This window comes from Bradyrhizobium sp., from assembly GCF_036735945.1.
In the GTDB taxonomy this organism is placed as follows: domain Bacteria; phylum Pseudomonadota; class Alphaproteobacteria; order Rhizobiales; family Xanthobacteraceae; genus Bradyrhizobium.
Genome location: NZ_DAINNI010000037.1, coordinates 1 through 21544, shown reverse-complemented (window position 1 = coordinate 21544; position 21544 = coordinate 1). Strand labels below are relative to the sequence as shown.

Genomic DNA, 21544 nt, shown 5'->3' with positions numbered 1-21544 from the left:
GGCCCCTATGAGCGAAGACTGGAACACGAAATACGGCACACGGCGCGTCCGGCGGGATCCGCCGACGCTGGAAGAGGCAATCTTCGCTGCAGTGGGGGTTACCGACGACCAGAAGCAGCAGGCAGAGTTCGCCGCCGCACTGATGGGCCTTCCCTACGAGGAAGTGCTGGCTGAAGTGAAGAAGACCGGCCGCGCCCTGGCGCGATCGGCGACCCGCGTCATCGCGGGCGAACAGGGCGCGCAGCGCGCCGTCGTGGTCGAGCGCAAGGTGGTCCGCCGCTTTGGCAACGACAAGCGCACCGGCACCTGACCAGCCGCCGCGGGCTGACCTCACCTGCTCATGAAAAAGCCCAAGGCCCGTTGACGGGACCTTGGGCAATTTTGCGTCGTCCACGGCGCAACGGCGCTATGAAGCGCCCCACTCGGTCGGTGCGCCGCCGGCCATCCGAAGCAGCATTCGCCAGTACGCGCGGTTGAAAGCCACGACCGCGCGGACCGCATTGACGCCGTTCTCGACCCACGAGGTAGCGAACTCGGCCTGATCGTATCTGGTCACGTCGATGGTGCCGGTGGATTCGCCGTGGCTGAATACAAGCTGTGCGCCGAACTTGCTGGCCAGCGCCCGCATCGCCTCGTTCTCTGCGCCGGTGGTGATCCGCAGGCTCTTGTAGCCCCTGGCGCGCGCTTCCTTGATCAGCTTGCGGAACAGGATGCTGCCGACGCCCCGACGACGCACGGATGACTCGACGCTGAAGGCGATCTCGGGCAGCGAATCCGGTGATCGGTCCGGCGGATGCAGTTCGGCCGCGCCCCTCACCACGCCATTTTCAATGAACGCGATGATGACGGTGCCGTCATTGGCGCACTTCTCGGCATAGCGCTCGATGAAACTGTCATCCATGAAGCCATGGAACCGGTCGCGCCTGCTGGTGCGGTCGAGCCGCAGCAGGTGATCGCGCAACAGCGGCAATTCTTCCTGCTGGCTCAGCGTACGCACGCTGGAATCGGCCAATGCGGCCGCAATAACGGTGAGGTACATAGTCAGAACTCCTCTCAGATAGGCCCTTCGAGGAGGCGTTCGAATCCCTAGAGCACCCATATTGTGCGCCGCAATATAAATTGCAAGCCCCTGAAATGCCTCACGTAAAGTTCATCCACCGTTAACCAAATTTTAGGCAGTGACGCCCGTTCACAGCACCATCTGGGTCTGCGTGACGACAGCCACGAGCTTGCCGTCCTCGGTCTCCAGCCGGGTCTGCCAGACCTGGGTACGGCGGCCCCGATGCACCGGGGTGGCGGTCGCGATCACGGTCGAGCCCTCCCTGGCGCCGCCGATGAAATTGGTCTTGCTCTCGATCGTGGTGGTGCCCTTGGCGTCCTGGGGCAGGTTGATCACCGTTGCCGCCGCGCCGACCGAATCCGCGAACGCCATCACCGCGCCGCCGTGAATCGTGTTCCGCAAGGTGCAGAGGTCGGGCCGCACCACCATCGTCGCCACCACCCGATCCAGCCCGGCCTCGGTGAAGGTCACGCCTTTCAACTCCGCGAACGGCATCTTCATCGACTGTATCTTCTCGAGCGGCGTCATTCGTCCTCCGGCGGTTCCTGCTTCTCCTGTTAGCATGGATGCTGCCGGTAAATCAGGCAATGACCTCCGAGGTAATGGCTGCCGTGACATGCGCTTCGCAATTCGGCATATGGTCGCCATGCGCCAGTTCCCGCCTCGCCGTATCGTCTGCCTGACCGAAGAGACCGTGGAGACGCTCTATCTGCTCGGCGAGCAGGACCGCATTGTCGGCGTCTCCGGCTATGCGGTGCGGCCGCCCGGCGTCCGCCGCGAAAAGCCGCGCGTTGCCGCCTTCATCTCCGCGGACATTCCAAAAATACTCGCGCTCGAGCCCGACCTGGTACTGGCGTTCTCCGACCTGCAGGCCGCCATCGTCGCCGATCTGGTACGCGCCGGCGTTGCCGTCCACGTCTTCAACCAGCGTGACATCGCGGGCATTCTCGCGATGATCCGCACCCTCGGCGCGATCGTCGGTGCCGCGGAGAGCGCCGACCTACTCGCGCGGAATTTTGAGGAGCGCCTTGCGCGCATCTCAGCCACATCGCGTCCGTCGCCGAAACCAAAGGTCTATTTCAAGGAATGGGACGATCCGCTGATCTCAGGCATCGGCTGGGTATCAGAATTGATCGAGATCGCCGGCGGAGAGGACGCGCTGCCGAAACTGCGGCTGCAGCAGGCAGCGAAAGACCGCATCATTTCGCCTGACGCGGTGCGTGACGCCGCACCCGACGTGATCCTCGCCTCCTGGTGCGGCAAGAAGGTGGTGCCGGACCGCATCCGGCAGCGCCCCGGCTGGGGCGACATCCCGGCGGTGCGCGACAACCGCATCGTCGAGATCAAGTCGACGATCATCCTGCAGCCCGGTCCGGCCGCGCTGACGGACGGGCTCGATGCGATTGTGAAGGCGTTGTGGGCTGACCAGCTGTGAACTCTCCGCCGTCATTGCGAGCGAAGCGAAGCAATCCATGCCTCAGCAGGCGGAGAGATGGATTGCTTCGCTTCGCTCGCAATGACGGTGAAATATCGTCTTCAACACTCACCCCTTCTCCACACCGCACCATTCCGCGATGAACAGCGCCGTCGCCTTGGTCGATTTCCGCAGCGAGTCCAGTTCGACATATTCGTTGAAGCCGTGCATCGCGGCGCCCGTCGCGCCGAAGCACAGGCTCGGGATGTTGTAGTTCAGCCCGTAGAAGCGCGTGTCGGTCAGCGCGGTGAAGGCGCGGTCCGGCACCACGCCGCCATAGACGGCGCCGAACGCCTTCGCGAAGGCGGCTTCCGGTTCGGCCGAGTTCACGAGTTCATAGCCTTCCGACAGGAAGCCCGACCATTCGACCTGCGGCGGGTTGTTGGAGAGGAAGCGGTGGTCCCGCGCGGCCGCCGAGACGCAGGCCAGGATCTCTTTCTGGCATTCGGCGATCGACCAGCCCGGCAGGATGGCGATGCGGCAATCGACGTCGCACCAGGCCGGCACGCTGGAGGCCCAGTCGCCACCCTTGATGATGCCGGGATTGAAATTGAGCGGATGGCTGACCACCTTGAAGTGCTTGTCAGCCTTGGCGCGCTCGTTCCAGTCGGCCTCGAGCTTCTGCAGCGCGTGAATCAGATGATAGGCCGCCATGATGGCGTTGGCGCCGGCACCGGCTTCGAACACGTGCACGGGGAAGCCGCGCACCTTCAACCGAAACCAGATCACGCCGACCTGCGAGCGCACCATGGTCTCGCCCGTCGGCTCCGGGATGAAGCAGGCATCCGCGCGATAGCCGCGCTGCAGGGTCGAGAGCGCGCCGACGCCGGTGCTCTCCTCCTCGATCACGGACTGGAAGTGAATGCGCGCCGTCGGCTTCAACCCGGCGGCCTTGATCGCGTCCAGCGCATAGAGCGCGGCAATGGTGCCGGACTTCATGTCGCAGGCGCCGCGGCCGTACATCCGGCCGTCCTTGATGACAGCCGAAAACGGCGGCGTCTCCCACATCTCGAGCGGGCCTGCCGGAACGACGTCGCAGTGGCCCTGCAGGATCAGCGATTTACCTGAATTGTTCGAAGGACGGTAAGTGCCGACCACGGTGCGCGCCCTGGAGAAATCATGCTCGATCGGGCCAAAGCCGCGCAGGTCCTTCAGATCCTCGACGTCGATATGCCAGTCGTCGACCTCGTAGCCGCGCTGGCGCAGGAGGTCGCCGATCATGTCCTGGCACGGCCCTTCGGCGCCGCGGGTGGACGGTATCGCAACAAAATCCCTTGTTGTCGCCAGCTGCGCGTCGAAGCCGGCGTCGATGGCGTCAAGGATTCTCTGTTGCGTATCGGTCGTCATGCGGCAGCTCCAATCAAGACAGACTTGGGAGTGCGTACCCTAGCCCGATCTCAGCCGCCGGCGTAATGCGTAAAATGCGCATCCCGCAATGCATCTTCGAGCAGGCGTCCCTCCGAGTAACCGCCCAGCGAGGCTGGCCGCTCGACACCATCCAGAAGGCGCGGACAGGGTTCCGGCCGTCCCAGCACCGTGCGCACCGGAATGCGCTCGGCGTAGATCGGTAACTCGTAGTCCTCTTCGTCGTCACCGACACCCTTTGACCTGATCTTGGCCGAGGCCTCCTCGATCTCCATGGCGATGACCGCCGTCGCCTTGATCTCCTGCACCGTGCTTTGCCTTAAGGTCGCGGTGCGATCGGGAAAGAAGCGGTCGACCATGGCAACCAGCGCCTGCTCTTTCTCGGCGGGATCGGTGATGAGATAGGCTGTCCCGAACGCCATCACGGCGCGGTAATCCGCCGAATGGTTGAAGCCGCATCGGGCCAGCACCAGGCTGTCGATCTGCGCGACGGTGAGACAGACCCGCTGGCCGGCGGACTGGCTGCGCAACATGCGACTGGCGCTGGAGCCATGCCAGTACAACTTGGTTCCTTCCCGCCAGAAGAAGGTCGGCGTGCAATAGGGCTGGCCGTCGATCACATAGGAGACGTGGCACAACATCGAGGCGTCCAGCAGGCCGTGGATCGTCGCGTGGTCGTAGCGACCGCGCTCATGCAGGCGCTTTACCTGATTGCGTGGCGACACTGGATACGAAGTGCTGGTCTCGGCTTCGGTCACGACAGCTCCGTCGGGATTGTTGGTCGGTCGATACGGTTGTACCGGCCAATTTGGTCTGCGATAGTGCCAATTCCATGCGAAAAATTCCGACCAATCCGCCGGCCCGCCGCAAGCCTGAACTGGCGCTCGACCTCTCAGGCCCGCACGTGACACAGGCCGCCTCCTCGCAGCACCGGCTCTATCAGGCGCTGTGCCACGCCATCACCGGCGGGATCGCCAAGCCCGGCGAGCCGCTGCCGCCCTCGCGCACGCTGGCGAAGCAGACCGGCCTTCGCCGCAACGCCGTCACCTCGGCCTATGAACGGCTGATCGCGGACGGATTTGCGGTCGCGACCGTCGGCTCCGGCACCTTCGTTGCGGCCCGCATCCCGGCCCGCGCCAGCGACAGAACCAAGACCAGGATCGCGGTCGAACCACCCCAGCAAGGCCTGCTCGCGCTCGGCTACACCCACATCGACGAGCGGGCGCTGCAGCGCTTCAGGGCATTCGCCGGCCGGCGCCTGCGCGCGTTCGGCACCGAGCACCTTCACTACGGCGACCCCAGGGGCAGCCGCGAACTCCGCGTGGCGATTACCGATCATCTGCTGTCGGCGCGCGGGCTGCGCTGTGATCCCGACCAGATCATGCTGACGTCGGGAACGCAGCATGCCCTGCGGATCGTGCTCGGCGCGATCCTGAAGGCGAACGACCAGATCTGGTGCGAGGACCCAGGCTACCCCGCGGCGCGCAGGGCTATCGAGCATTGCCGGCTGCGCCCTGTCTCCGTGCCAGTCGACGGCTCCGGCATGATCGTGGCGCGCGGCCGCGCGCTCGCGCCCTCCGCCGGCGCGGCCTATGTGACGCCGTCGCATCAGTTTCCGCTCGGCGTGCAGATGTCCATGCCGCGCCGGCTCGAACTGCTCGACTGGGCGCGTGAGGCAGGCGCCTTCGTGATCGAGGACGATTACGACAGCGAGTTCCGCTATGACGGCGCGCCGCTGCTGTCGCTCGCCGGCATCGATCACCTCTCGCGCGTCATCTACGTCGGCACCTTTGCCAAGACGCTGTTTCCCGGCCTGCGCATCGGCTATTGCGCGCTGCCCGAGCGGCTGGTCGGACCGGTGACGGCCGCGCGCGCCGCGCTCGATCGCTTTCCCGGCACGCTGCACGAAGGCGCTGTTGCCGACATGCTGAACTCCGGCGCGTTCGCGGCCAACCTGCGGCGGGTGCGCGGGCTGTACCGCGAAGCGCGCGACGGGCTGGCATCGACGCTGTCGACGGCGTCGAATGGAGAACTGTCGGTGCCGGTCCCTTCGCAGGGCCTGCATCTGGTCGCGCGGTTCGATCCAGCCACTGATCCGCGCGTTGCCGCGCAGGCGAAGGCCGAGGCCGGCGTCGGCGGCTGGCTACTCGCGGAAACCTTTTATCGCGCGCGCCCGCTGCCGGGCTTCGTTCTCGGCTTTGCCGGCCATCCGCTGCCGCAGCTGATCGCATCGGCCGAGCGGCTGGCGAAGTCATCGCTCGCCGCCTTGCAGGCCAGTCGCAAGCCGAATACGCGTGGAACCAGGGTCAAACGGCTGACAGTGGCGAGTTGACTGCTACAGCCGGCGCCCTACCAGAATCGCGGGCGCGTCACTAAGGTCGCCTCCCACATCAATTTCGTAGCGGAAATCCGGATGCCCGGCCAACACATCTTCTCCTACGTCCTCGCCGGCACCTTGATCGCCGGCGTGTTCCTCTGTTCAACTTCGGCACTGGCGCAAACGTTCTCGCGCGAGCAGGACATCGTCGACCTCAGGCTCGGCCAGCGCGTGATGGTCGATGACGGATCGTGCCCGGCGGGCCAGATCAAGGAAGTTCAGGGCTCCCAGATGACGACGAACGGAATCGTCCGCACCCGCAAATGCATCCCGCGGCTGGGAACAAAGAAGCGCTAGCGGCGAGTTCTTGCCCTAGAACATGCCGTTGGTGTTGGCGGCCTTCTCCGGGATATCCTGCACCACGTCCCAGTGCTCGACGATCTTGCCATTCTCCAGCCTGAAGATGTCGACGATGGCGCGGCCGCGCGTGCCCTTTTCGCGCACGCTGTGGACATGGAGGATCACGTAGTCGCCATCGGCGAAGGCCCGCTTGATCTCGCTTCGGGAGTCCGGAAACTTTTCGCGCAGGAAGCCGAGGAAACCCTTGAAGCCCTCGATGCCGTCGGGCGCGGTCGGATTGTGCTGGATGTAATGCGGTCCGAAATATTTGGCGGCGGCGTCGAAATCCTTCCGGTTGAGCGCCGCATCGTAGAATTCGAGCACCACCTTCTTGTTGGCTTCCTGCGTCGCCGCGTCGGCGGCGAGCGCCGGAGATACGGCCAGCGAGACCAGGCCGATCAGGCCGATGAGCAGAGATCGCATGACTACTCCTTTGTGCCAGGGGTTTCGCCAGCGGGACCTTCCCGACCAGCTTCCGTATTTGCCGACGACGCCGCGCCACAACGCATCGCGCTCGCGCGCGAACGGCTCCTTGCCGACGCTGGCGTTCTTCGCCGCGGCGGTAATCACCATCACCAGCTTCAGTTCGGGATCGACGAAGATCGACTGTCCGTAGACGCCGAGCAGCGCGAACCGCCGCTTCTCGCCCGGGAACAGCCAGAACTGGTAGCCATAGCCGAAATAGGGCGTCGCCTTGCGCGGCGTGAACGGGAAGCCGCAGCGGCGCAGTCGATTTCGCCAATGTGTAATGCGGAAGAAGCTGGTCGACATGGCTGAACGAGCCGACGCGGACGCTCTCATCGTAGTACCAGTTGGCGCGCGTGCCGATGGGATAGCCGGCCGCCTTGCCCAGCAGGTCCTCGTCGGGCGCAGCGGCGGCCGGCAGGCCCTGCACAACGAGCATCGCGCATGAGAGCAGGAAACGTCCCGGCGGCATCGGCTGGCTCACGAGAGATCGTCGACCGGGCATTGCTTACAATGGCCGTTGCCGCCGTGTCGAGCCTGCGGGAATTCGGCCGGCTATCGCCGGCGTTACTCGTTCGTCGCCGGTTCGAACATGCACTGCAGCGTCGACTTGGCGATCTTGGTGAAGGTCGGGCCGATCTCGGCCCGCTTGGACGCCGGCACCCAGGCGGTCTCGATCGTCGGCACGCCGGTCTCGCTGATGCCGCGCAAAAGCGCCTCGCGCAGGTCGGCGTCTTCGACGGTCGCGGCGGCGTAGTCGTGCAGGCAACTGCACACGCTTTCGGGATGCGCCCAGCGGCCGACCATATGTGGCGCGCATAGCCTAACGAACTCGCCGCGCGGATCGGGGACCTTGAACAGGGAGCGGAAGGTGGTCTGCGGCGCCTGAAACTGCGCCTGAGCCTGCGCCGCGCCGCTGAAAAGCAGGCACGAGAGGATTACGGCAGAACAGATACGTACCAGCATGCAAAGCATCCGCGACGTCACTGTTACTTGGCGGCCAACACCATCGGCTGACGCGCCGCCATCGCAACCGGCGAACCATGATAGGCGAAAGTACCGACCCCGGGCAGGCCCTTTTCCGCAGAACCAGCCATCGAGGGCCCAGCCATGACGAAGGCGAAGGCGAGGATGAAGCTGCAGGTCCGCATATGGATGTCTCCGGTTATCGGGTCGGCATCGCCTGCCGTCTCGTTGTCCTCTGATAACCATCGGCTGTTTCCGGGTATCTGCGCCAAAAGCGGAAAATGGTTTCGTCGCCAGGAGAATTGTTTCGTCGGCACCCGCCGGACGAAACAATCCCGGAAAAAACTCAATGAATTCAGGCTCGGCTCCGGCGCTTCAAATCCTTGCCCTGAAACCAGGGGCTGCCGGTCCGAGCCGGCTCACCCTCGTCCAACGGACCAGAACGGCCCCGCGTTGCGGTCGGTCAGGCTGAACCGAGGCCACGCGCCAGCGACTCTTTCAAACGCCTGCGCAACTTTGCGCGCGCTCGTGCGTTCAACCCCTTCATCAACAAGGGACAGCCGTCGTGGGTCATGGCAACATCGATGTTGGCAGTGCAACGGCGACCCGCAAAGCAGGCCAGCCGGCGGTCGAAGAGTTGTCTGCAAGTGACCGCTCCGAACCGCGGATCGATCCTTTCATGAAGACCGGGCATCAAGGAAGACGCCCGGCGCAGCCCGCAAGCGTGAGCGGCGCGATGTCGCAGCAAGGCGGCGAATTTCGCGGCAATGTCTCGGCGCCGCAGCAATTCGTGCATCTGGTCGGCTGCCGCGACCACAAGGACGGTCGCGGCCCGGAGGCCAGCCAAAATCCCAATCGGGGCAAAAGGTGAGCCTGGTGCCCTCGTCCCCCGGACCCGATCCCTTATCTGTGATGGCATCGGGCCTACTGGATGAATTCACCGCATTTCTGAATCGCGGAGTCGGCTGCCCCCCAGGGCATGATCGGCACCGAGGACGTCGAGTTCTTGGGCGAGCCCTCGATCAGCCTGTCCGAATAGACCATGTAGACCAGCACGTTGCGCTTGGCGTCGCAGCCGCGGACGATCTGCATCTTCTTGAAGAACAGCGAGCGGCGCTGGCGGAACATGTCGTCGCCCTGCTCCAGCTTGTGCTTGAACTTGATCGGGCCGATCTGGCGGCAGGCCAGCGAAATGTCGGAGACTTCCTCGGCAACGCCGAGCCAGCCCTTGAAGCCGCCCTTCTCCGGAACCGTGAAGTGACAGGCCACACCCTCGATCTCGGGATCGTCGACCGCGTAGGTCGCGAGCTTGTCGTTGGGGCTCAGCCATTTGAAGACCGTGGAGCGGCGAAAAATCAGGTCGGGCTCATCCGCGGCCTGTGCCGGGCCGGCTTGCCACGCCGTCAACGCCAGCACCACCAAGGCCAACATTCTCCACTTCTTGTCACACTTAACGATGGCCTTGGATGTCATTGATATCTCCGATGAAGGGCACGCCGCCTATGTAGTGCCGGAATGTCACACGGGAAGGCCGTCGTGCTGACGTGACCGTGAGATAGCCGAGGGCCGTCCGGCCGTGGCGGTTTAACGAAATGTGAGGCTTTTTTGCTACGTTTGGGACGAAAAGCGCTGATATTATAAGGCCTACGCTGGTGAACGCTTTTCCCCCTTGCGACAACAAACGAGTTGGCAGGACGGTGGATTCGAGTATCCGGATTTGAGGACAATGCGCGTGAACGGGTGTCGGCTTTTTAGTGCGTTGGGTGCGGGCGCGACCATTTCGAAGCGACGGTTTTGGCAGATTGCGATGTTGACGGCAGCCGGCTCGGTTGCCGCCGCCGCCCAGGCGGACGCCGCCGCCATGTTCTACTGGCAGGATTCCGATCCCAGCTATTACCGGCCGTCACAGCCGCTCCAGCCGCGCAAGCCGAAAGCGCGCCGTTCCTCCGCCAAGGCCGAGAAGGCCATCAAGGAAACCAGTGCCAAACCTCGCGGGCCGCTGATCATCGCGGTCTCGATCGAGCAGCAGAAAGTCCGCGTCTACGACGCCAACGGACTGTTCGCCGAAAGCCCGGTATCGACGGGCATGAAGGGGCATTCGACCCCGATGGGCGTGTTCAGCGTCATCCAGAAAAACAAGATGCACCGCTCCAATATCTATAGCGGCGCGCCGATGCCTTACATGCAGCGCATCACCTGGTCGGGGATCGCGCTGCATGCCGGCGTTCTGCCTGGCTATCCGGCGTCGCACGGCTGCATCCGCATGCCGACGGCGTTTGCGGTGAAGATGTGGAACTGGACCCGGATGGGCGCGCGGGTCATCATCACGCCCGGCCAGATCACGCCAGCCAGTTTCTCGCATCCGTTGCTGATGGCGCAAAAGGTCGCGCCGCAGCCTCTCCTTGCCGACGATCCGGCAAATGACGCGCCTGCGGTGAAAGGCGACAAGGGCGCGGATGCGGGTGCAGCAATGCCCGCCAATGCCGGCCCGGTGAAGGCCGATGCCGGCCTCGATCTTCGGCCGAGCGTCGGACACACCCCGCTGCGTGAACGGACCCACACCGCCGATGCCAGCAGCGCGCTGCAAAAGGACGCCGTGACCATGTCCGACGCGGCGCCTTCTGCCGAGGTCAAGTCGACCGATGCCGGCGATGCAAAGGCCGAAGCGACGTCGGACACAAAGGCCGAAGGATTGAACGGCGAGACGCCCACCGCCGCGATCGCCGCTCCAGAGCCGACCAATGTCGACGAGGCCAAGCCGTCGGAAACCGAGGCCACGGATTCGAAGCCTGCGGAAAAGCCTGCCGAGCCCGTCAACGCCGTAGCCACCCCGCCGGCTGATGTGAAGAAGGACACCGCGCGCGTGCCCGGCGCCGAAAAGGCTGCCAAGGCCGAACCGAGGCGCGCCGGTCAGATCGCGGTGTTCGTGAGCCGCAAGGACTCCAAGTTGTACGTTCGCGAGAGCTTCAGGCCGCAGTTCGAGGTGCCTGTCACGATCGCGCCGAGCGACCGGCCGCTCGGCACCCACGTCTTCACCGCCGAAACCGACAAGACCGATCCCAATATGCTGCGCTGGTCGGTGGTGTCGTTGCCGGTCACGGCGCGCACCGCCGCCCGAGCCGCGGAGAACGGCCGCACGGCAGGCCGCCGCAAGATGGACGCTGCCGAAGCCAGGCCGGCGTCGAACAGTCCAGCCGAGGCGCTGGATCGCATCGGCGTCGCGCCCGAAGCGATGGCACGCATCGCCGAGGTGCTGTCCACCGGCGGCTCGATCATCGTCTCCGACCTCGGCGTCAGCCAGGGCGGCGAGACCGGCGAAGGCACCGACTTCATCGTCCCGCTGCGGCAGGCGCCATAACGGCTTGTTGAGGGGCGGCGGCACGCAGCTTGCGCTATGCTTCGCGCTGGAGAACAGCAGGGCGCGAGGCTTTCATGATCGACCGCAGGAGCCTGATATCGACGGCGCTGGCCGCGGTCGCAGCCGTCAGTTCAAGCCGGCAATCGCTGGCGCAGGCCGGCATGAGCCGGATCACGGCCTATGCGTTTTCGTTTCCGGCGCTGGCCGGCGGCGACATCAGGCTTTCCGAATTTGCCGGCCGCCCGATCATGATCGTCAATACCGCCTCGCTATGCGGGTTCACGCCGCAATATGGCGGACTGCAGGAATTGTGGACCGAGTTCAGCGGCCGCGGCCTGATGATCGTCGGCGTCCCCTCCAACGATTTCGGCGGCCAGGAACCGGGCGGCGTAAGCGAGATCACCGCGACCACAGAGAATCACCACGTCACCTTCCCGATCGCCGCGAAGGCCGTCGTCAGGGGTCCGAACGCGCATCCGTTCTACAGATGGGCGGCGGAGGCGCGGCCAAAGGATGTTCCGCGCTGGAACTTCCACAAATACCTGATCGGCCGCGACGGCCAGATCGCCGAAGTCTTCCCGGAATCCGTCGAACCCGTGGATACACGGGTGAAAACCGCCATCGCGCGGGCGCTGGCGGCGTCCTGAATTAACCCCTTACGGCAACATTACGATTGGGCGTAACCGCAGCCGTTGCGTTGGCGCGCCTGCCGCGGCTAGGCTATTATCTGCTTCGGGGAATGGTGGCAGGCCGGAAGATGGCGGTGGCGCGACCGGGTGCGGGATTCAACTTAAGGAAAACAAGATGCGTGTAGCGGCAGGGATGATCTTTGCAGGCGCGGTTTCGCTGTTGGCATCGAGCGCGGCGTGGTCGCAGGCGCTACCCACCAAGGGCGCCACCGCGCAGCCGCAGGCCGCGGCAGCGCCAGCCCCCGTCCCCGCCCCGCCACCGGCCCCCGTCTCGACCCGTCCGCCCTGCAACAATCCGAACGCGCTCGGTATCGGACGTACCGTCGAGATCGACACCACGGGCGGTCCCGGCTTCGGCTTCGAGCATTTCAAGGAGCTCGACTTCCTGCGTGACAAGGAGGTCGTGCTGACCTTCGACGACGGCCCGTGGCCGGTGAACACGCCGTCCGTCCTGAAGACGCTCGCGGAAGAATGCACCACCGGCATCTTCTTTCCGATCGGCAAGCACGCCACCTACCATCCCGAAATCCTCCGGCAGGTGATGGCGGCCGGCCATACCATCGGATCGCACACCTGGTCGCATGCAGCCCTCGTCAACAAGAAGCTGAATGAAGATCAGCGCAAGGAGGAAATCGAAAAGGGATTCAGCGCGGTGAAGTGGGCGCTCGGCAAGGCACCGGCGCCGTTCTTCCGCTTCCCGGCGCTGCAGCACCCGCCCGAGATGGTGACCTATCTCGGCACCCGCAACATCGCGATCTTCTCCTGCGATCTCGACTCCTTCGACTTCAAGGCCAGCAAGGCCCAGACCATCATCGACACCGTGATGCGCAAGGTCGAGAAGAACGGCAAGGGCATCATCTTGATGCATGACTTCCAGAGGCACACCGCCGAAGCCCTGCCCGAGCTCCTGAAGAAGCTGAAGGCCGGCGGCTACAAGGTGGTCGCGATGCGCGCCAAGGCGCCGGTCCAGACCATCGCGCAATATGACGAGGAAGTCGTCAAGGATCTGAAGCTGCCGACCGTGAGTTCGCGCCCGGTCTCCAGCGTCGTCCAGACGATCTCGGAATAACGCCTCCGCGACACCTACCGTGCCGGCGCTGCGTATCGAAGGTTATGTCATCGTCTCCGCGGACGGCATGCTGGCCGATGCGCGCAACGTGATGCCGGACGACTTGAAGTTCGAGGGCGACAAGGCGTTCTTCACCGCCGCCCTCGACCGCGCCGATCTGATCCTGCACGGCCGTAATTCCTACGAGGACCAGCCGAACTCGCCGCGCCGCAAGCGCGTCATCCTGACGCGAAAGATCGCCGCGCTCGCGTCCGATCCATGCAATCCGAAAGCCATTTTGTGGAATCCGGCAGGCGCCTCGTTCGAAGCCGCCTGCGAACATGCCGGCGTCGCGGCCGGCACCGTCGCCGTGATCGGCGGGCCCGGCGTGTTCGGCATGTTCATGGACCGCTACGACACGTTCTGGCTGTCGCTGGCGCCGCATGTCCGCGTACCCGGCGGCGAGCCCTGCTTCCCCGGCGTGCCCTTGCGTTCGCCGCAGGACATCCTCGCCGCACACGGCTTGCGCGCCGGCGAGCCGCAGATGCTCGATAAGGCCCATGAGGTCAGCGTCACGCCGTGGCGGCGCAACGCCTGACGCGTCAAGCTACTCAGATGTCTCCGTAGGCCGCCTCATTCGGCCGCGGTCCCCTGCCGTAGCCTGCGATCATGAACAGCGCGCCGATGATCGAGAGGTTCTTCAGGGCCTCGATCAGCACCCTGGCGTTCTCGGGCGCCGGCTGATTCCAGAAATCATGGAAATAGAACGTTGCGCCGATCACGAAGAAGATCAAAAGGATCGCAAAGAAGCGCGCGCCGATATTGACCGCGATCATCAGGCCCGCAAGGATTTCAAAGCCGCCGACGGCGATCGCCAATATCTGCGGCATCGGCATGCCCGCCATGGTTTCGATCTGCGAGGTATAGGGCGCGAGCATTGCGGGGATGGTCACCTTCGACGCGATGAAGTCCGCCGTCGGCTGTATCGCGAACAGCTTGGTCGCTCCCGTGTACATGAAGAGCACGGCGAACAGGACTCGCCCGAAGGTAACTAACGCTGGCATGGGATCGGCCTCACTGGATGGCATGCAAAACTAGCAGGCGGCGCGAGACGATTATGGGCGTTCCGCCTCCGCTTTTCAAACGCTCAAATCGAAACGGTCCACGCAGGAGCCTGCGCGCGTCGCAACCAGACCTTCCGATAGAAGCAGAACCAAGGCGCTTTGTTGATCACGGCGCATTCGAACCATGCGTGTGCCGCACGTGTTACGTATTGGTCCATGAGGAAACACGTCAGAACAAAGGCCGGATACCGGCCCGGGTTCGGGATCTACCCGAACAGGGTCGGCTGTTGCCGGCCGGCACGCTCCTGGGCTTCGACGGCGGCGACCGCCGTCATGTTGAGGACGCCGCGCGCGGTGACGCCCGGGGTAAGGATATGCGCCGGGCGGGACGGCCCGATCAGGATCGGCCCCACCGGCAGCGCGTCCGCCAGCGTCTTGATCATCTGGTAGGCGACGTTGGCGGTGTCGAGGTTAGGCATGATCAGGATGTTGGCGTCGCCTTCCAGCTTCGAATGCGGCAGCACGAGTTTTCGCGCCGCGGCCGAGAGCGCGGTATCGCCCTGCATCTCGCCGTCGGCCTCGATCTCCGGATGCTTTTCCTTCAACAGCGCGGTGGCGCGGCGCATCTTGCGCGAGGAGTCGGTATCGTAGCTGCCGAAGTCGGAATGTGACACGAACGCGACGCGCGGCTTCATGTTGAAGCGCTGCACATGGTTGGCCGCGAGCGAGGCCACTTCCGCGAGCTCCTCGGCGCTCGGGTTCGGCCGCACCTGAGTGTCGGCGATGAAATAGGAACCCTTGCTGGTGATCATCATCGCCAGCGCCGCGAAATCGCTCACCCCCGGCAGGAAGCCGATGATCTCGCGGACATGGCGCAGATGGCTCATGTAGCGGCCTTCGACGCCGCAGAGCATCGCGTCAGCCTCGCCGCGGACCACCGCAAGGGCGGCGATCACGGTGTTGTTGGTGCGAACCACCGTGCGCGCGGCTTCGGGCGTGACGCCGCGCCGGCCCGCCACGTCGATATAGGTCTGCACATAGGAGCGGTAGCGCGGATCGTCCTCGGGATTGACGAGGTCGAAATCCTGCCCGGCCTTGATCGAGAGGCCGAACCGCTTGATCCGGGCTTCGACCACCGAGGGACGGCCAACCAGGATCGGCCGCGCCAGCTTCTCTTCCAGCACGACCTGCGTCGCGCGCAGCACCCGCTGGTCCTCACCCTCGGCGTAGATCACGCGCACCGGCTGGGCCTTGGCCTTGGCGAATACCGGCTTCATGGTCAGGCCGGATCGGAACGCGAAGCGCTCGAGCAGCGCGGTATATTCCTCGAAATTCCTGATCGGGCGCGTTGCCACGCCTGACTCCATCGCGGCCTTCGCCACCGCCGGCGCGATACGCAGGATGAGCCGCGGGTCGAACGGGCTCGGGATCAGCGAACCGGGGCCGAAGCCTTGCGTCTCGCCGCTGTCAAAACCCTGCGCCACCGCGTCCGACGGCGGGTCGCGCGCGAGCTGGGCGATCGCATCGACCGCGGCATGTTTCATCTCCTCGTTGATCCCGGTGGCGCCGACATCGAGGGCGCCGCGAAAGATGAACGGGAAGCACAGGACGTTGTTGACCTGGTTCGGGAAGTCGGAACGTCCGGTGCAGATCATCGCGTCGGGACGCGCCTTGCGCGCCTCGTCCGGCATGATTTCCGGGTTCGGATTGGCCAGCGCCATCACCAGCGGCTTGTCGGCCATCGACTGGACCATCTCGGGCTTCAGCACGTTGGGCGCGGACAGCCCCAGGAAGATATCGGCGCCGCCGATCACGTCAGCCAGCACGCGGGCATTGGTCTTCTGGGCATAGACCGCCTTCCAGCGGTCCATCAGCGTGTTGCGGCCCTCATGCACGACGCCGTCGATGTCGCAGACCCAGATGTTCTTGCGCTGCGCGCCGAGCGAGACCAGCAGGTTCAGGCACGCGATCGCGGCGGCTCCTGCGCCGGAGCAGACGATCTTGACGTCGGGCAGCTTCTTGCCGTTGAGCAGCAGCGCATTGGTGATCGCGGCGCCGACGATGATGGCCGTGCCATGCTGGTCGTCGTGGAACACCGGGATCTTCATCCGCTCCTTGAGCTGCGCCTCAATCTCGAAGCATTCCGGCCCCTTGATGTCCTCGAGGTTGATGCCGCCGAAAGTCGGCTCCAGGGCAGCCACCGTCTCGACCACGCGCTCGATGGTGTCGGCGGCGATTTCGATGTCGAACACGTCGATCCCGGCGAATTTCTTGAACAGCACCGCCTTGCCTTCCATGACCGGCTTGGAGGCCAGCGGGCCGATATTGCCGAGCCCCAGCACCGCGGTACCGTTGGAGACGACGGCGACGAGGTTGGCCCGCGACGTCAGCGACGCCGCTTCGGCCGGATTGTTGGCGATTTCGGTGCAGGCCGCCGCGACGCCCGGCGAATAGGCCAACGCGAGGTCGCGCTGGTTGGCCAGCGGCTTGGTCGCCTGGATCTCGAGTTTTCCCGGGCGCGGCAGGCGGTGATACGCAAGCGCCGCGGAGCGTAGATCTTCAGAATAGGACGACATGCACTCCCCCCACGGGCTTCTACGACCCCGATTGCGTGCCGGGGCCGGTCTTCATTTGAACCGTTAGTCTTGCGGCAGATTGAGCCGGATGTGAAGCACGGGCAACGGCTTCGATGCAACAACCGCCAACCTTCTGATCAACAGGCATCGACGCAAAGCAGCAAAGACGGTAGCATAATTTCCTCCCTACCCCCGTCCCTTGACCGGCATATGGCAATTTTGCCTCCTGCGATGTCGGCGCCCGGAGCACAACCAATGGTAAGAATACTGCTGGGCCTGGTCGCCGCGGTCGTGATCGCGGTGGGCGGCTACTTCGGCTTCGAGCTCTATACGCAGCACCGGGTCGCACGTGAGGTCGACGCGGCGTTCGAGCAGATCAGGGCGGCCGGCGGCAAGGCCAGCCACGGCAAGGTTTCCTTCGAAGCGAAGAGCCGTACGATCCGGCTCGACGATGTCGCCACTGAATCGGCAACGCAGCCGCCGATCCGCGTCAAGATCGCGAGCGTCGTCGTTTCCGGACTGGGCCAGCCGGATGCCGGCCGCTTCTCCGCCGATACCATCGAAGCATCGGACCTTGAGATCGACGGCAGCGTTGCGGGTCAGGCGGACGGCAAACTGGCCTTCAAGATCCCGCGGCTGGTGACAAAGGATTATGCCGGCCCGGCGAGCCTGCAATACCCGCCGGCCTCGGCGTCCCCCATCGACGCCTATCGCTCCCTGTTGCAGCAGTTCGCCGCTGTGACGGCGACCTCGATCTCCGCCCCGACCATTACAGGGACGATGAATTTCGGTCCCGCCGTGTCGGGAGAGTTCGCCTATTCGGGCGCCACAATACAGGACATCAAGGGCGGCAAGATCGCCACCATGCAGGTCGAGCGGGCCAACTTCACGGTCAACACGCAACACGCCGGCAAACCCGACAAGATGACCGGCGAGATCGCCAATCTCGCCTCGCGCGATCTCGACACCGGCGCGATCGCGACCATCCTGGATCCGCAAAAGAGCAACGACGACCGCTATATCCGGGCCTACGGCAAGACAACCGCCGGCCCCTACACCGTCACGTCAGCGCAAGGCATTCGCATGCGCATCGACGCGATGACGATCGACGACGTCGCGCTGCGCCCGTCGGGGCTGCAGCTTCCGGCGCTATTGGCGACGCTGCAGGCGGCCGGAACCGGCCAGCCTTCGCCGGCACAGGCGCGCGAACTGGTCGAAAAGGCAGCCTCGATCTACGAGGGCATGCGGATTGGAACCGCGGAGTGGCGCGGGCTTTCGGCCGACACACCGCAAGGCCCGTTCAAGCTCGCCGCGATCAGGTTCAATCTGGACGACGGCAAGGTCGGCGAGTTTGCTGTCGAAGGGATCGACGCGAATACGCCAAGAGGCCCCTTCAAGCTCGAACGCTTCGCGCTCAAATCGCTCGATATCGCCAACTTCATGCGGGTGTCGGCCCAGTTCACCAATCCGGCGCAGCCGCCTGCGCCCGAATTGATCGCAATGCTGTTTCCCCTGATCCAGGGCGTCGAGGTCAAGGGCGTCACGGCGCCGTTCAAGAACACCGGCAAGTTCGTCGATCTCCACAATTTCGATGTGAACTGGGGCAACTTCGTCGGGTCGATCCCGAGCAAGGTACGCGTGACCGCGAAGATGACGACGCCGGTCGACGCTGCCGATCCATCCATGCGGCAGCTTGTGGCCGCGGGCATCGATCCGCTTTCGGCGGATGGCGATATCGGCGCGGAATGGACCGATGCGACGCGCAGCTTCGTCGTCGACGCGCCAAAATTGAATGTCGGCAGCCTGTTTCAGGCGTCCGCGCGGATCGCGCTCGACAACGTGCCAAGGCAGATTTTTTCAGCCAGCGTCGCCCAGGCCATCGGCGCGGCGGCGCAGATCGAGGCGGGCGCGATCTATCTTTCGGTGCGAGATATAGGCAGCGTCGATCTCGGGGTTCTGCAATACGCCCGCTCCCGGAATGTCAGCCGGGAAGCAGCGCGCAAGGCGATCGTCGACAGCATCACGGCGAGTAGCGAGGACGTGGCCGCCACCAATCCCGACGCCGTAGCCGCCGTGCAGACGCTCGCACGCTTCGTCGAGAGCCCCGGGCAAACGCTCGCCATCACGCTCACGCCGCGCGGCAAGGTATCGGCGATGCAGCTCTTTCAGATGTTGAAGACCGATCCGCTGGCCGCTCTCGCACAATTCCGGATCGAGGCTTCGACGAGGCTATGAGTTACCCCTTTTCCGGCAGGTTGAGCCGGATGTGAAGTTCGCGCAACTGCTTGATCGCAACCTCCGACGGCGCACCCATCAAAAGATCCACCGCCTGCTGGTTCATCGGGAACAGCGAGATCTCGCGCAAATTCGTGGTGCCGCAGAGCAGCATCACGATGCGGTCGACGCCGGCCGCCATGCCGCCATGCGGCGGGGCGCCGTACTGGAACGCGCGATACATGCCGCCGAAACGCTCGACGACGTCCTGCTCGCCATAGCCCGCGATCTCGAACGCCTTCACCATCGCTTCCGGCTTGTGGTTGCGAATGCCGCCTGACGCGATCTCGTAGCCGTTGCAGACGATGTCGTACTGGAACGCCTTGATGGTCAGCGGGTCCTTGGTCTGCAGCGCTTCGAGGCCGCCCTGCGGCATCGAGAACGGGTTATGCGAGAAGTCGATCTTCTTCTCGGTCTCGTCATACTCGTACATCGGGAAATCGACGATCCAGGCGAGCTCGAACCGGTCCTTGTCGACCAGGTTCAACTCCTCGCCGACTTTCGCGCGCGCGAGACCTGAGAACTTCCAGAACTTGTCGGGGTCGCCGGCAACGAAGAAGGCGGCGTCGCCTTCCTTCATGCCGAGCTGGCCGCGGATCGCCGCGGTCCTGTCAGCACCGATGTTGTTGGCGAGCGGACCCGCGCCCTCGCCGCCCTCGCGCCACATGATGTAGCCGAGGCCGGGCTGGCCTTCGCCCTGCGCCCAGGAGTTCATGCGGTCGCAGAACGCGCGGGAGCCACCGCCCTTGCCCGGGATCGCCCAGACCTGGTTCTTCGGATCTTCCAGCATCCGCGCGAACACCTTGAAGCCGGAGCCGCGGAAGTGTTCGGAGACGTCCTGCATCTCGATCGGGTTGCGCAGGTCGGGCTTGTCGCTGCCGTACTTCTTCAAGGCTTCCGCAAACGGAATCCGCCGCCAGCCTTTTGTGACCGGCTTGCCCTTGGCAAATTCCTCGAACACGCCGGTCACGACCGGCTCCATCGCCGCGAACACGTCGTCCTGCTCGACAAAGCTCATTTCGACGTCGAGCTGGTAGAACTCGCCCGGCAGGCGGTCGGCACGCGGGTCCTCGTCTCGGAAGCACGGCGCGATCTGGAAGTAGCGGTCGAATCCCGACATCATCAGGAGCTGCTTGTACTGCTGCGGCGCCTGCGGCAGCGCGTAGAACTTGCCGGGATGGATGCGTGACGGCACCAGGAAGTCCCGCGCGCCCTCCGGCGACGACGCCGTCAGGATGGGGGTTTGGAACTCGAAGAAGCCCTGCTCCTTCATCCGCTTGCGCATCGAATCCACGATCGCGCCGCGAGTCATGATGTTCTGATGCAGCTTCTCGCGGCGCAAGTCGAGGAAGCGGTACTTGAGGCGGATGTCCTCGGGATATTCCTGCTCGCCGAATACCGGCAGCGGCAGTTCGCCGGCCGGTCCCAGCACCTCGATCTCGTTGACGTAAACTTCGACCGCACCGGTCGGCAGTTCCGGATTGTCGGTGCCCTCGGGGCGCCGGCGCACCTTGCCGTCGATCCGCACCACCCATTCCGAGCGGAACTTTTCAACTTCCTTGAACGCCGGCGAGTCCGGGTCGGCCACACATTGGGTGATGCCGTAATGGTCGCGCAGATCGATGAACAGCACGCCGCCATGGTCGCGGATGCGATGGCACCAGCCGGAAAGGCGGGCGGTCTGCCCGATGTCGCTCGCACGGAGCGCGCCGCATGTATGTGACCGGTAGCGATGCATATTCTTTAAAACCAGATATCGGAGGACAGAATCGGGGGCCAGAGCCCGCCCGAATTGCGGGAGGGTTTACCCGACACGGAACGGGGCGGCAACCAATGGCGGGGCCTGTTTTGTGCCCCGGAAGCGAGATTTCCGCGTCCCGTGGCCGAACCGTTTGCCTATTCCGGGGGCGGGCCTATCTTGAGTCCATGACCGTCCATTTCCCGTTCCAGAACACCTATTCGGCCCTGCCGGCGAGCTTTTTCGCCCGCGTGGCGCCGACGCCCGTCGCCAGCCCCCGGCTGATCAAGCTGAACCGGGCGCTCGCCGTCCATCTCGGGCTTGATCCCGACCTGCTGGAAAGCCCGGAGGGCGCGGAAATCCTCGCCGGCAAGCGGCTCCCTGAAGGCGCCGATCCGATCGCCATGGCCTATGCCGGCCACCAGTTCGGCCAGTTCGTGCCGCAGCTCGGCGACGGCCGGGCCATCCTGCTTGGCGAGGTCATCGACACGGACGGCGTCCGCCGCGACATCCAGCTCAAGGGAAGCGGCCCGACCCCGTTCTCGCGCCGCGGCGACGGCCGTGCCGCCCTCGGGCCGGTGCTGCGCGAATACATCGTCAGCGAGGCGATGTTCGCGCTTGGTATCCCGACCACCCGCTCGCTCGCCGCGGTGACGTCAGGCGAGCGCGTTCAGCGCGAGACCATGCTGCCGGGCGCCGTCCTCACCCGCGTCGCGTCGAGCCATATCCGCGTCGGCACCTTCCAGTTCTT

Annotated in this window: 22 protein-coding genes; 11 read left to right on the top strand and 11 right to left on the bottom strand. The window is 64.7% G+C overall.

The genetic code is table 11. From position 1 onward, the window contains the following. Positions 1 to 7: 7 nt before the first annotated feature. Positions 8 to 310 carry a hypothetical protein gene (locus V7E26_RS14815; RefSeq protein ID WP_324417213.1) on the top strand — a complete coding sequence of 101 codons (303 nt, stop codon included), beginning with the start codon at positions 8 to 10 and terminating at the stop codon, positions 308 to 310. Positions 311 to 406: 96 nt separating this feature from the next. Here V7E26_RS14815 and V7E26_RS14810 read toward each other — a convergent pair whose 3' ends face one another. Further along, positions 407 to 1039, bottom strand: a complete 633-nt coding sequence (locus V7E26_RS14810; protein ID WP_324417211.1) for a GNAT family N-acetyltransferase — start codon at positions 1037 to 1039, stop codon at positions 407 to 409. Positions 1040 to 1189: 150 nt separating this feature from the next. Further along, positions 1190 to 1588, bottom strand: coding sequence for a PaaI family thioesterase (locus V7E26_RS14805; protein WP_324417210.1), 399 nt, complete (start codon positions 1586 to 1588; stop codon positions 1190 to 1192). Positions 1589 to 1706: 118 nt separating this feature from the next. On the opposite strand from V7E26_RS14805, the gene V7E26_RS14800 reads away from it, so the two are divergent. Continuing rightward, positions 1707 to 2495 (top strand): cobalamin-binding protein, encoded by a 789-nt coding sequence (locus tag V7E26_RS14800; protein ID WP_324417207.1) that lies wholly within the window; start codon positions 1707 to 1709, stop codon positions 2493 to 2495. Between the two features lie 108 nt (positions 2496 to 2603). Here V7E26_RS14800 and V7E26_RS14795 read toward each other — a convergent pair whose 3' ends face one another. Next, a complete protein-coding gene (locus V7E26_RS14795; RefSeq protein ID WP_324417205.1) occupies positions 2604 to 3881 on the bottom strand; it encodes an ArgE/DapE family deacylase in 1278 nt (425 codons plus the stop codon). Positions 3882 to 3931: 50 nt separating this feature from the next. Next, a complete protein-coding gene (locus V7E26_RS14790) occupies positions 3932 to 4657 on the bottom strand; it encodes a pyridoxamine 5'-phosphate oxidase family protein (protein WP_324417203.1) in 726 nt (241 codons plus the stop codon). A gap of 74 nt (positions 4658 to 4731) precedes the next feature. Between V7E26_RS14790 and pdxR the strand changes: the two genes are divergently transcribed. Together pdxR and V7E26_RS14780 are read left to right on the top strand one after the other, a co-directional pair. After that, entirely contained in the window at positions 4732 to 6231 is a 1500-nt protein-coding gene (gene pdxR, locus V7E26_RS14785; RefSeq protein ID WP_324417201.1) for a MocR-like pyridoxine biosynthesis transcription factor PdxR, read from the top strand. A gap of 81 nt (positions 6232 to 6312) precedes the next feature. Continuing rightward, positions 6313 to 6573 (top strand): DUF6719 family protein, encoded by a 261-nt coding sequence (locus V7E26_RS14780; protein WP_324417199.1) that lies wholly within the window; start codon positions 6313 to 6315, stop codon positions 6571 to 6573. Between the two features lie 15 nt (positions 6574 to 6588). Here V7E26_RS14780 and V7E26_RS14775 read toward each other — a convergent pair whose 3' ends face one another. The 3 genes from V7E26_RS14775 to V7E26_RS14765 all read right to left on the bottom strand — a co-directional run bounded on the left by V7E26_RS14775 (position 6589) and on the right by V7E26_RS14765 (position 8363). Then, a complete protein-coding gene (locus V7E26_RS14775) occupies positions 6589 to 7038 on the bottom strand; it encodes a nuclear transport factor 2 family protein (protein WP_324417257.1) in 450 nt (149 codons plus the stop codon). 609 nt (positions 7039 to 7647) lie between these two features. Next, positions 7648 to 8046, bottom strand: a complete 399-nt coding sequence (locus tag V7E26_RS14770) for a hypothetical protein (protein ID WP_324417196.1) — start codon at positions 8044 to 8046, stop codon at positions 7648 to 7650. A 23-nt stretch (positions 8047 to 8069) separates the two neighbouring features. After that, positions 8070 to 8363 carry a hypothetical protein gene (locus V7E26_RS14765; RefSeq protein WP_324417194.1) on the bottom strand — a complete coding sequence of 98 codons (294 nt, stop codon included), beginning with the start codon at positions 8361 to 8363 and terminating at the stop codon, positions 8070 to 8072. Positions 8364 to 8611: 248 nt separating this feature from the next. On the opposite strand from V7E26_RS14765, the gene V7E26_RS14760 reads away from it, so the two are divergent. Further along, entirely contained in the window at positions 8612 to 8917 is a 306-nt protein-coding gene (locus tag V7E26_RS14760) for a hypothetical protein (protein ID WP_324417192.1), read from the top strand. A gap of 53 nt (positions 8918 to 8970) precedes the next feature. On the opposite strand, the gene V7E26_RS14755 is transcribed toward V7E26_RS14760, so the two are convergent. Beyond that, the gene (locus V7E26_RS14755) at positions 8971 to 9477 is read right to left on the bottom strand and encodes a CreA family protein (RefSeq protein ID WP_324417190.1); all 507 of its coding nucleotides are present in this window, start codon (positions 9475 to 9477) and stop codon (positions 8971 to 8973) included. 376 nt (positions 9478 to 9853) lie between these two features. Here V7E26_RS14755 and V7E26_RS14750 point away from each other — a divergent pair, with 376 nt between their 5' ends. From V7E26_RS14750 to V7E26_RS14735, 4 genes are all read left to right on the top strand, one after another. After that, a complete protein-coding gene (locus V7E26_RS14750) occupies positions 9854 to 11404 on the top strand; it encodes a L,D-transpeptidase (protein ID WP_324417188.1) in 1551 nt (516 codons plus the stop codon). Between the two features lie 74 nt (positions 11405 to 11478). Next, positions 11479 to 12051, top strand: a complete 573-nt coding sequence (locus V7E26_RS14745) for a glutathione peroxidase (RefSeq protein ID WP_324417186.1) — start codon at positions 11479 to 11481, stop codon at positions 12049 to 12051. A gap of 157 nt (positions 12052 to 12208) precedes the next feature. Continuing rightward, positions 12209 to 13162 (top strand): polysaccharide deacetylase family protein, encoded by a 954-nt coding sequence (locus V7E26_RS14740; protein WP_324417184.1) that lies wholly within the window; start codon positions 12209 to 12211, stop codon positions 13160 to 13162. 67 nt (positions 13163 to 13229) lie between these two features. Further along, positions 13230 to 13739 carry a dihydrofolate reductase gene (locus V7E26_RS14735; protein ID WP_324417255.1) on the top strand — a complete coding sequence of 170 codons (510 nt, stop codon included), beginning with the start codon at positions 13230 to 13232 and terminating at the stop codon, positions 13737 to 13739. 13 nt (positions 13740 to 13752) lie between these two features. Here the strand turns inward: V7E26_RS14735 and V7E26_RS14730 are convergent, their stop codons facing one another. Together V7E26_RS14730 and V7E26_RS14725 are read right to left on the bottom strand one after the other, a co-directional pair. Beyond that, on the bottom strand, positions 13753 to 14205 hold the full coding sequence (locus tag V7E26_RS14730; RefSeq protein WP_324417182.1) for a DoxX family protein: 453 nt from the start codon (positions 14203 to 14205) through the stop codon (positions 13753 to 13755). A 266-nt stretch (positions 14206 to 14471) separates the two neighbouring features. After that, on the bottom strand, positions 14472 to 16781 hold the full coding sequence (locus tag V7E26_RS14725) for an NADP-dependent malic enzyme (protein ID WP_324417180.1): 2310 nt from the start codon (positions 16779 to 16781) through the stop codon (positions 14472 to 14474). Positions 16782 to 17036: 255 nt separating this feature from the next. Here V7E26_RS14725 and V7E26_RS14720 point away from each other — a divergent pair, with 255 nt between their 5' ends. Next, positions 17037 to 19016 carry a hypothetical protein gene (locus V7E26_RS14720; RefSeq protein ID WP_324417178.1) on the top strand — a complete coding sequence of 660 codons (1980 nt, stop codon included), beginning with the start codon at positions 17037 to 17039 and terminating at the stop codon, positions 19014 to 19016. Position 19017: 1 nt separating this feature from the next. Here the strand turns inward: V7E26_RS14720 and aspS are convergent, their stop codons facing one another. Then, positions 19018 to 20793 carry an aspartate--tRNA ligase gene (gene aspS, locus V7E26_RS14715; protein WP_324417176.1) on the bottom strand — a complete coding sequence of 592 codons (1776 nt, stop codon included), beginning with the start codon at positions 20791 to 20793 and terminating at the stop codon, positions 19018 to 19020. A gap of 188 nt (positions 20794 to 20981) precedes the next feature. Between aspS and V7E26_RS14710 the strand changes: the two genes are divergently transcribed. After that, on the top strand, positions 20982 to 21544 hold a 563-nt coding region (locus V7E26_RS14710; protein ID WP_324417174.1), incomplete at its 3' end, for a protein adenylyltransferase SelO family protein.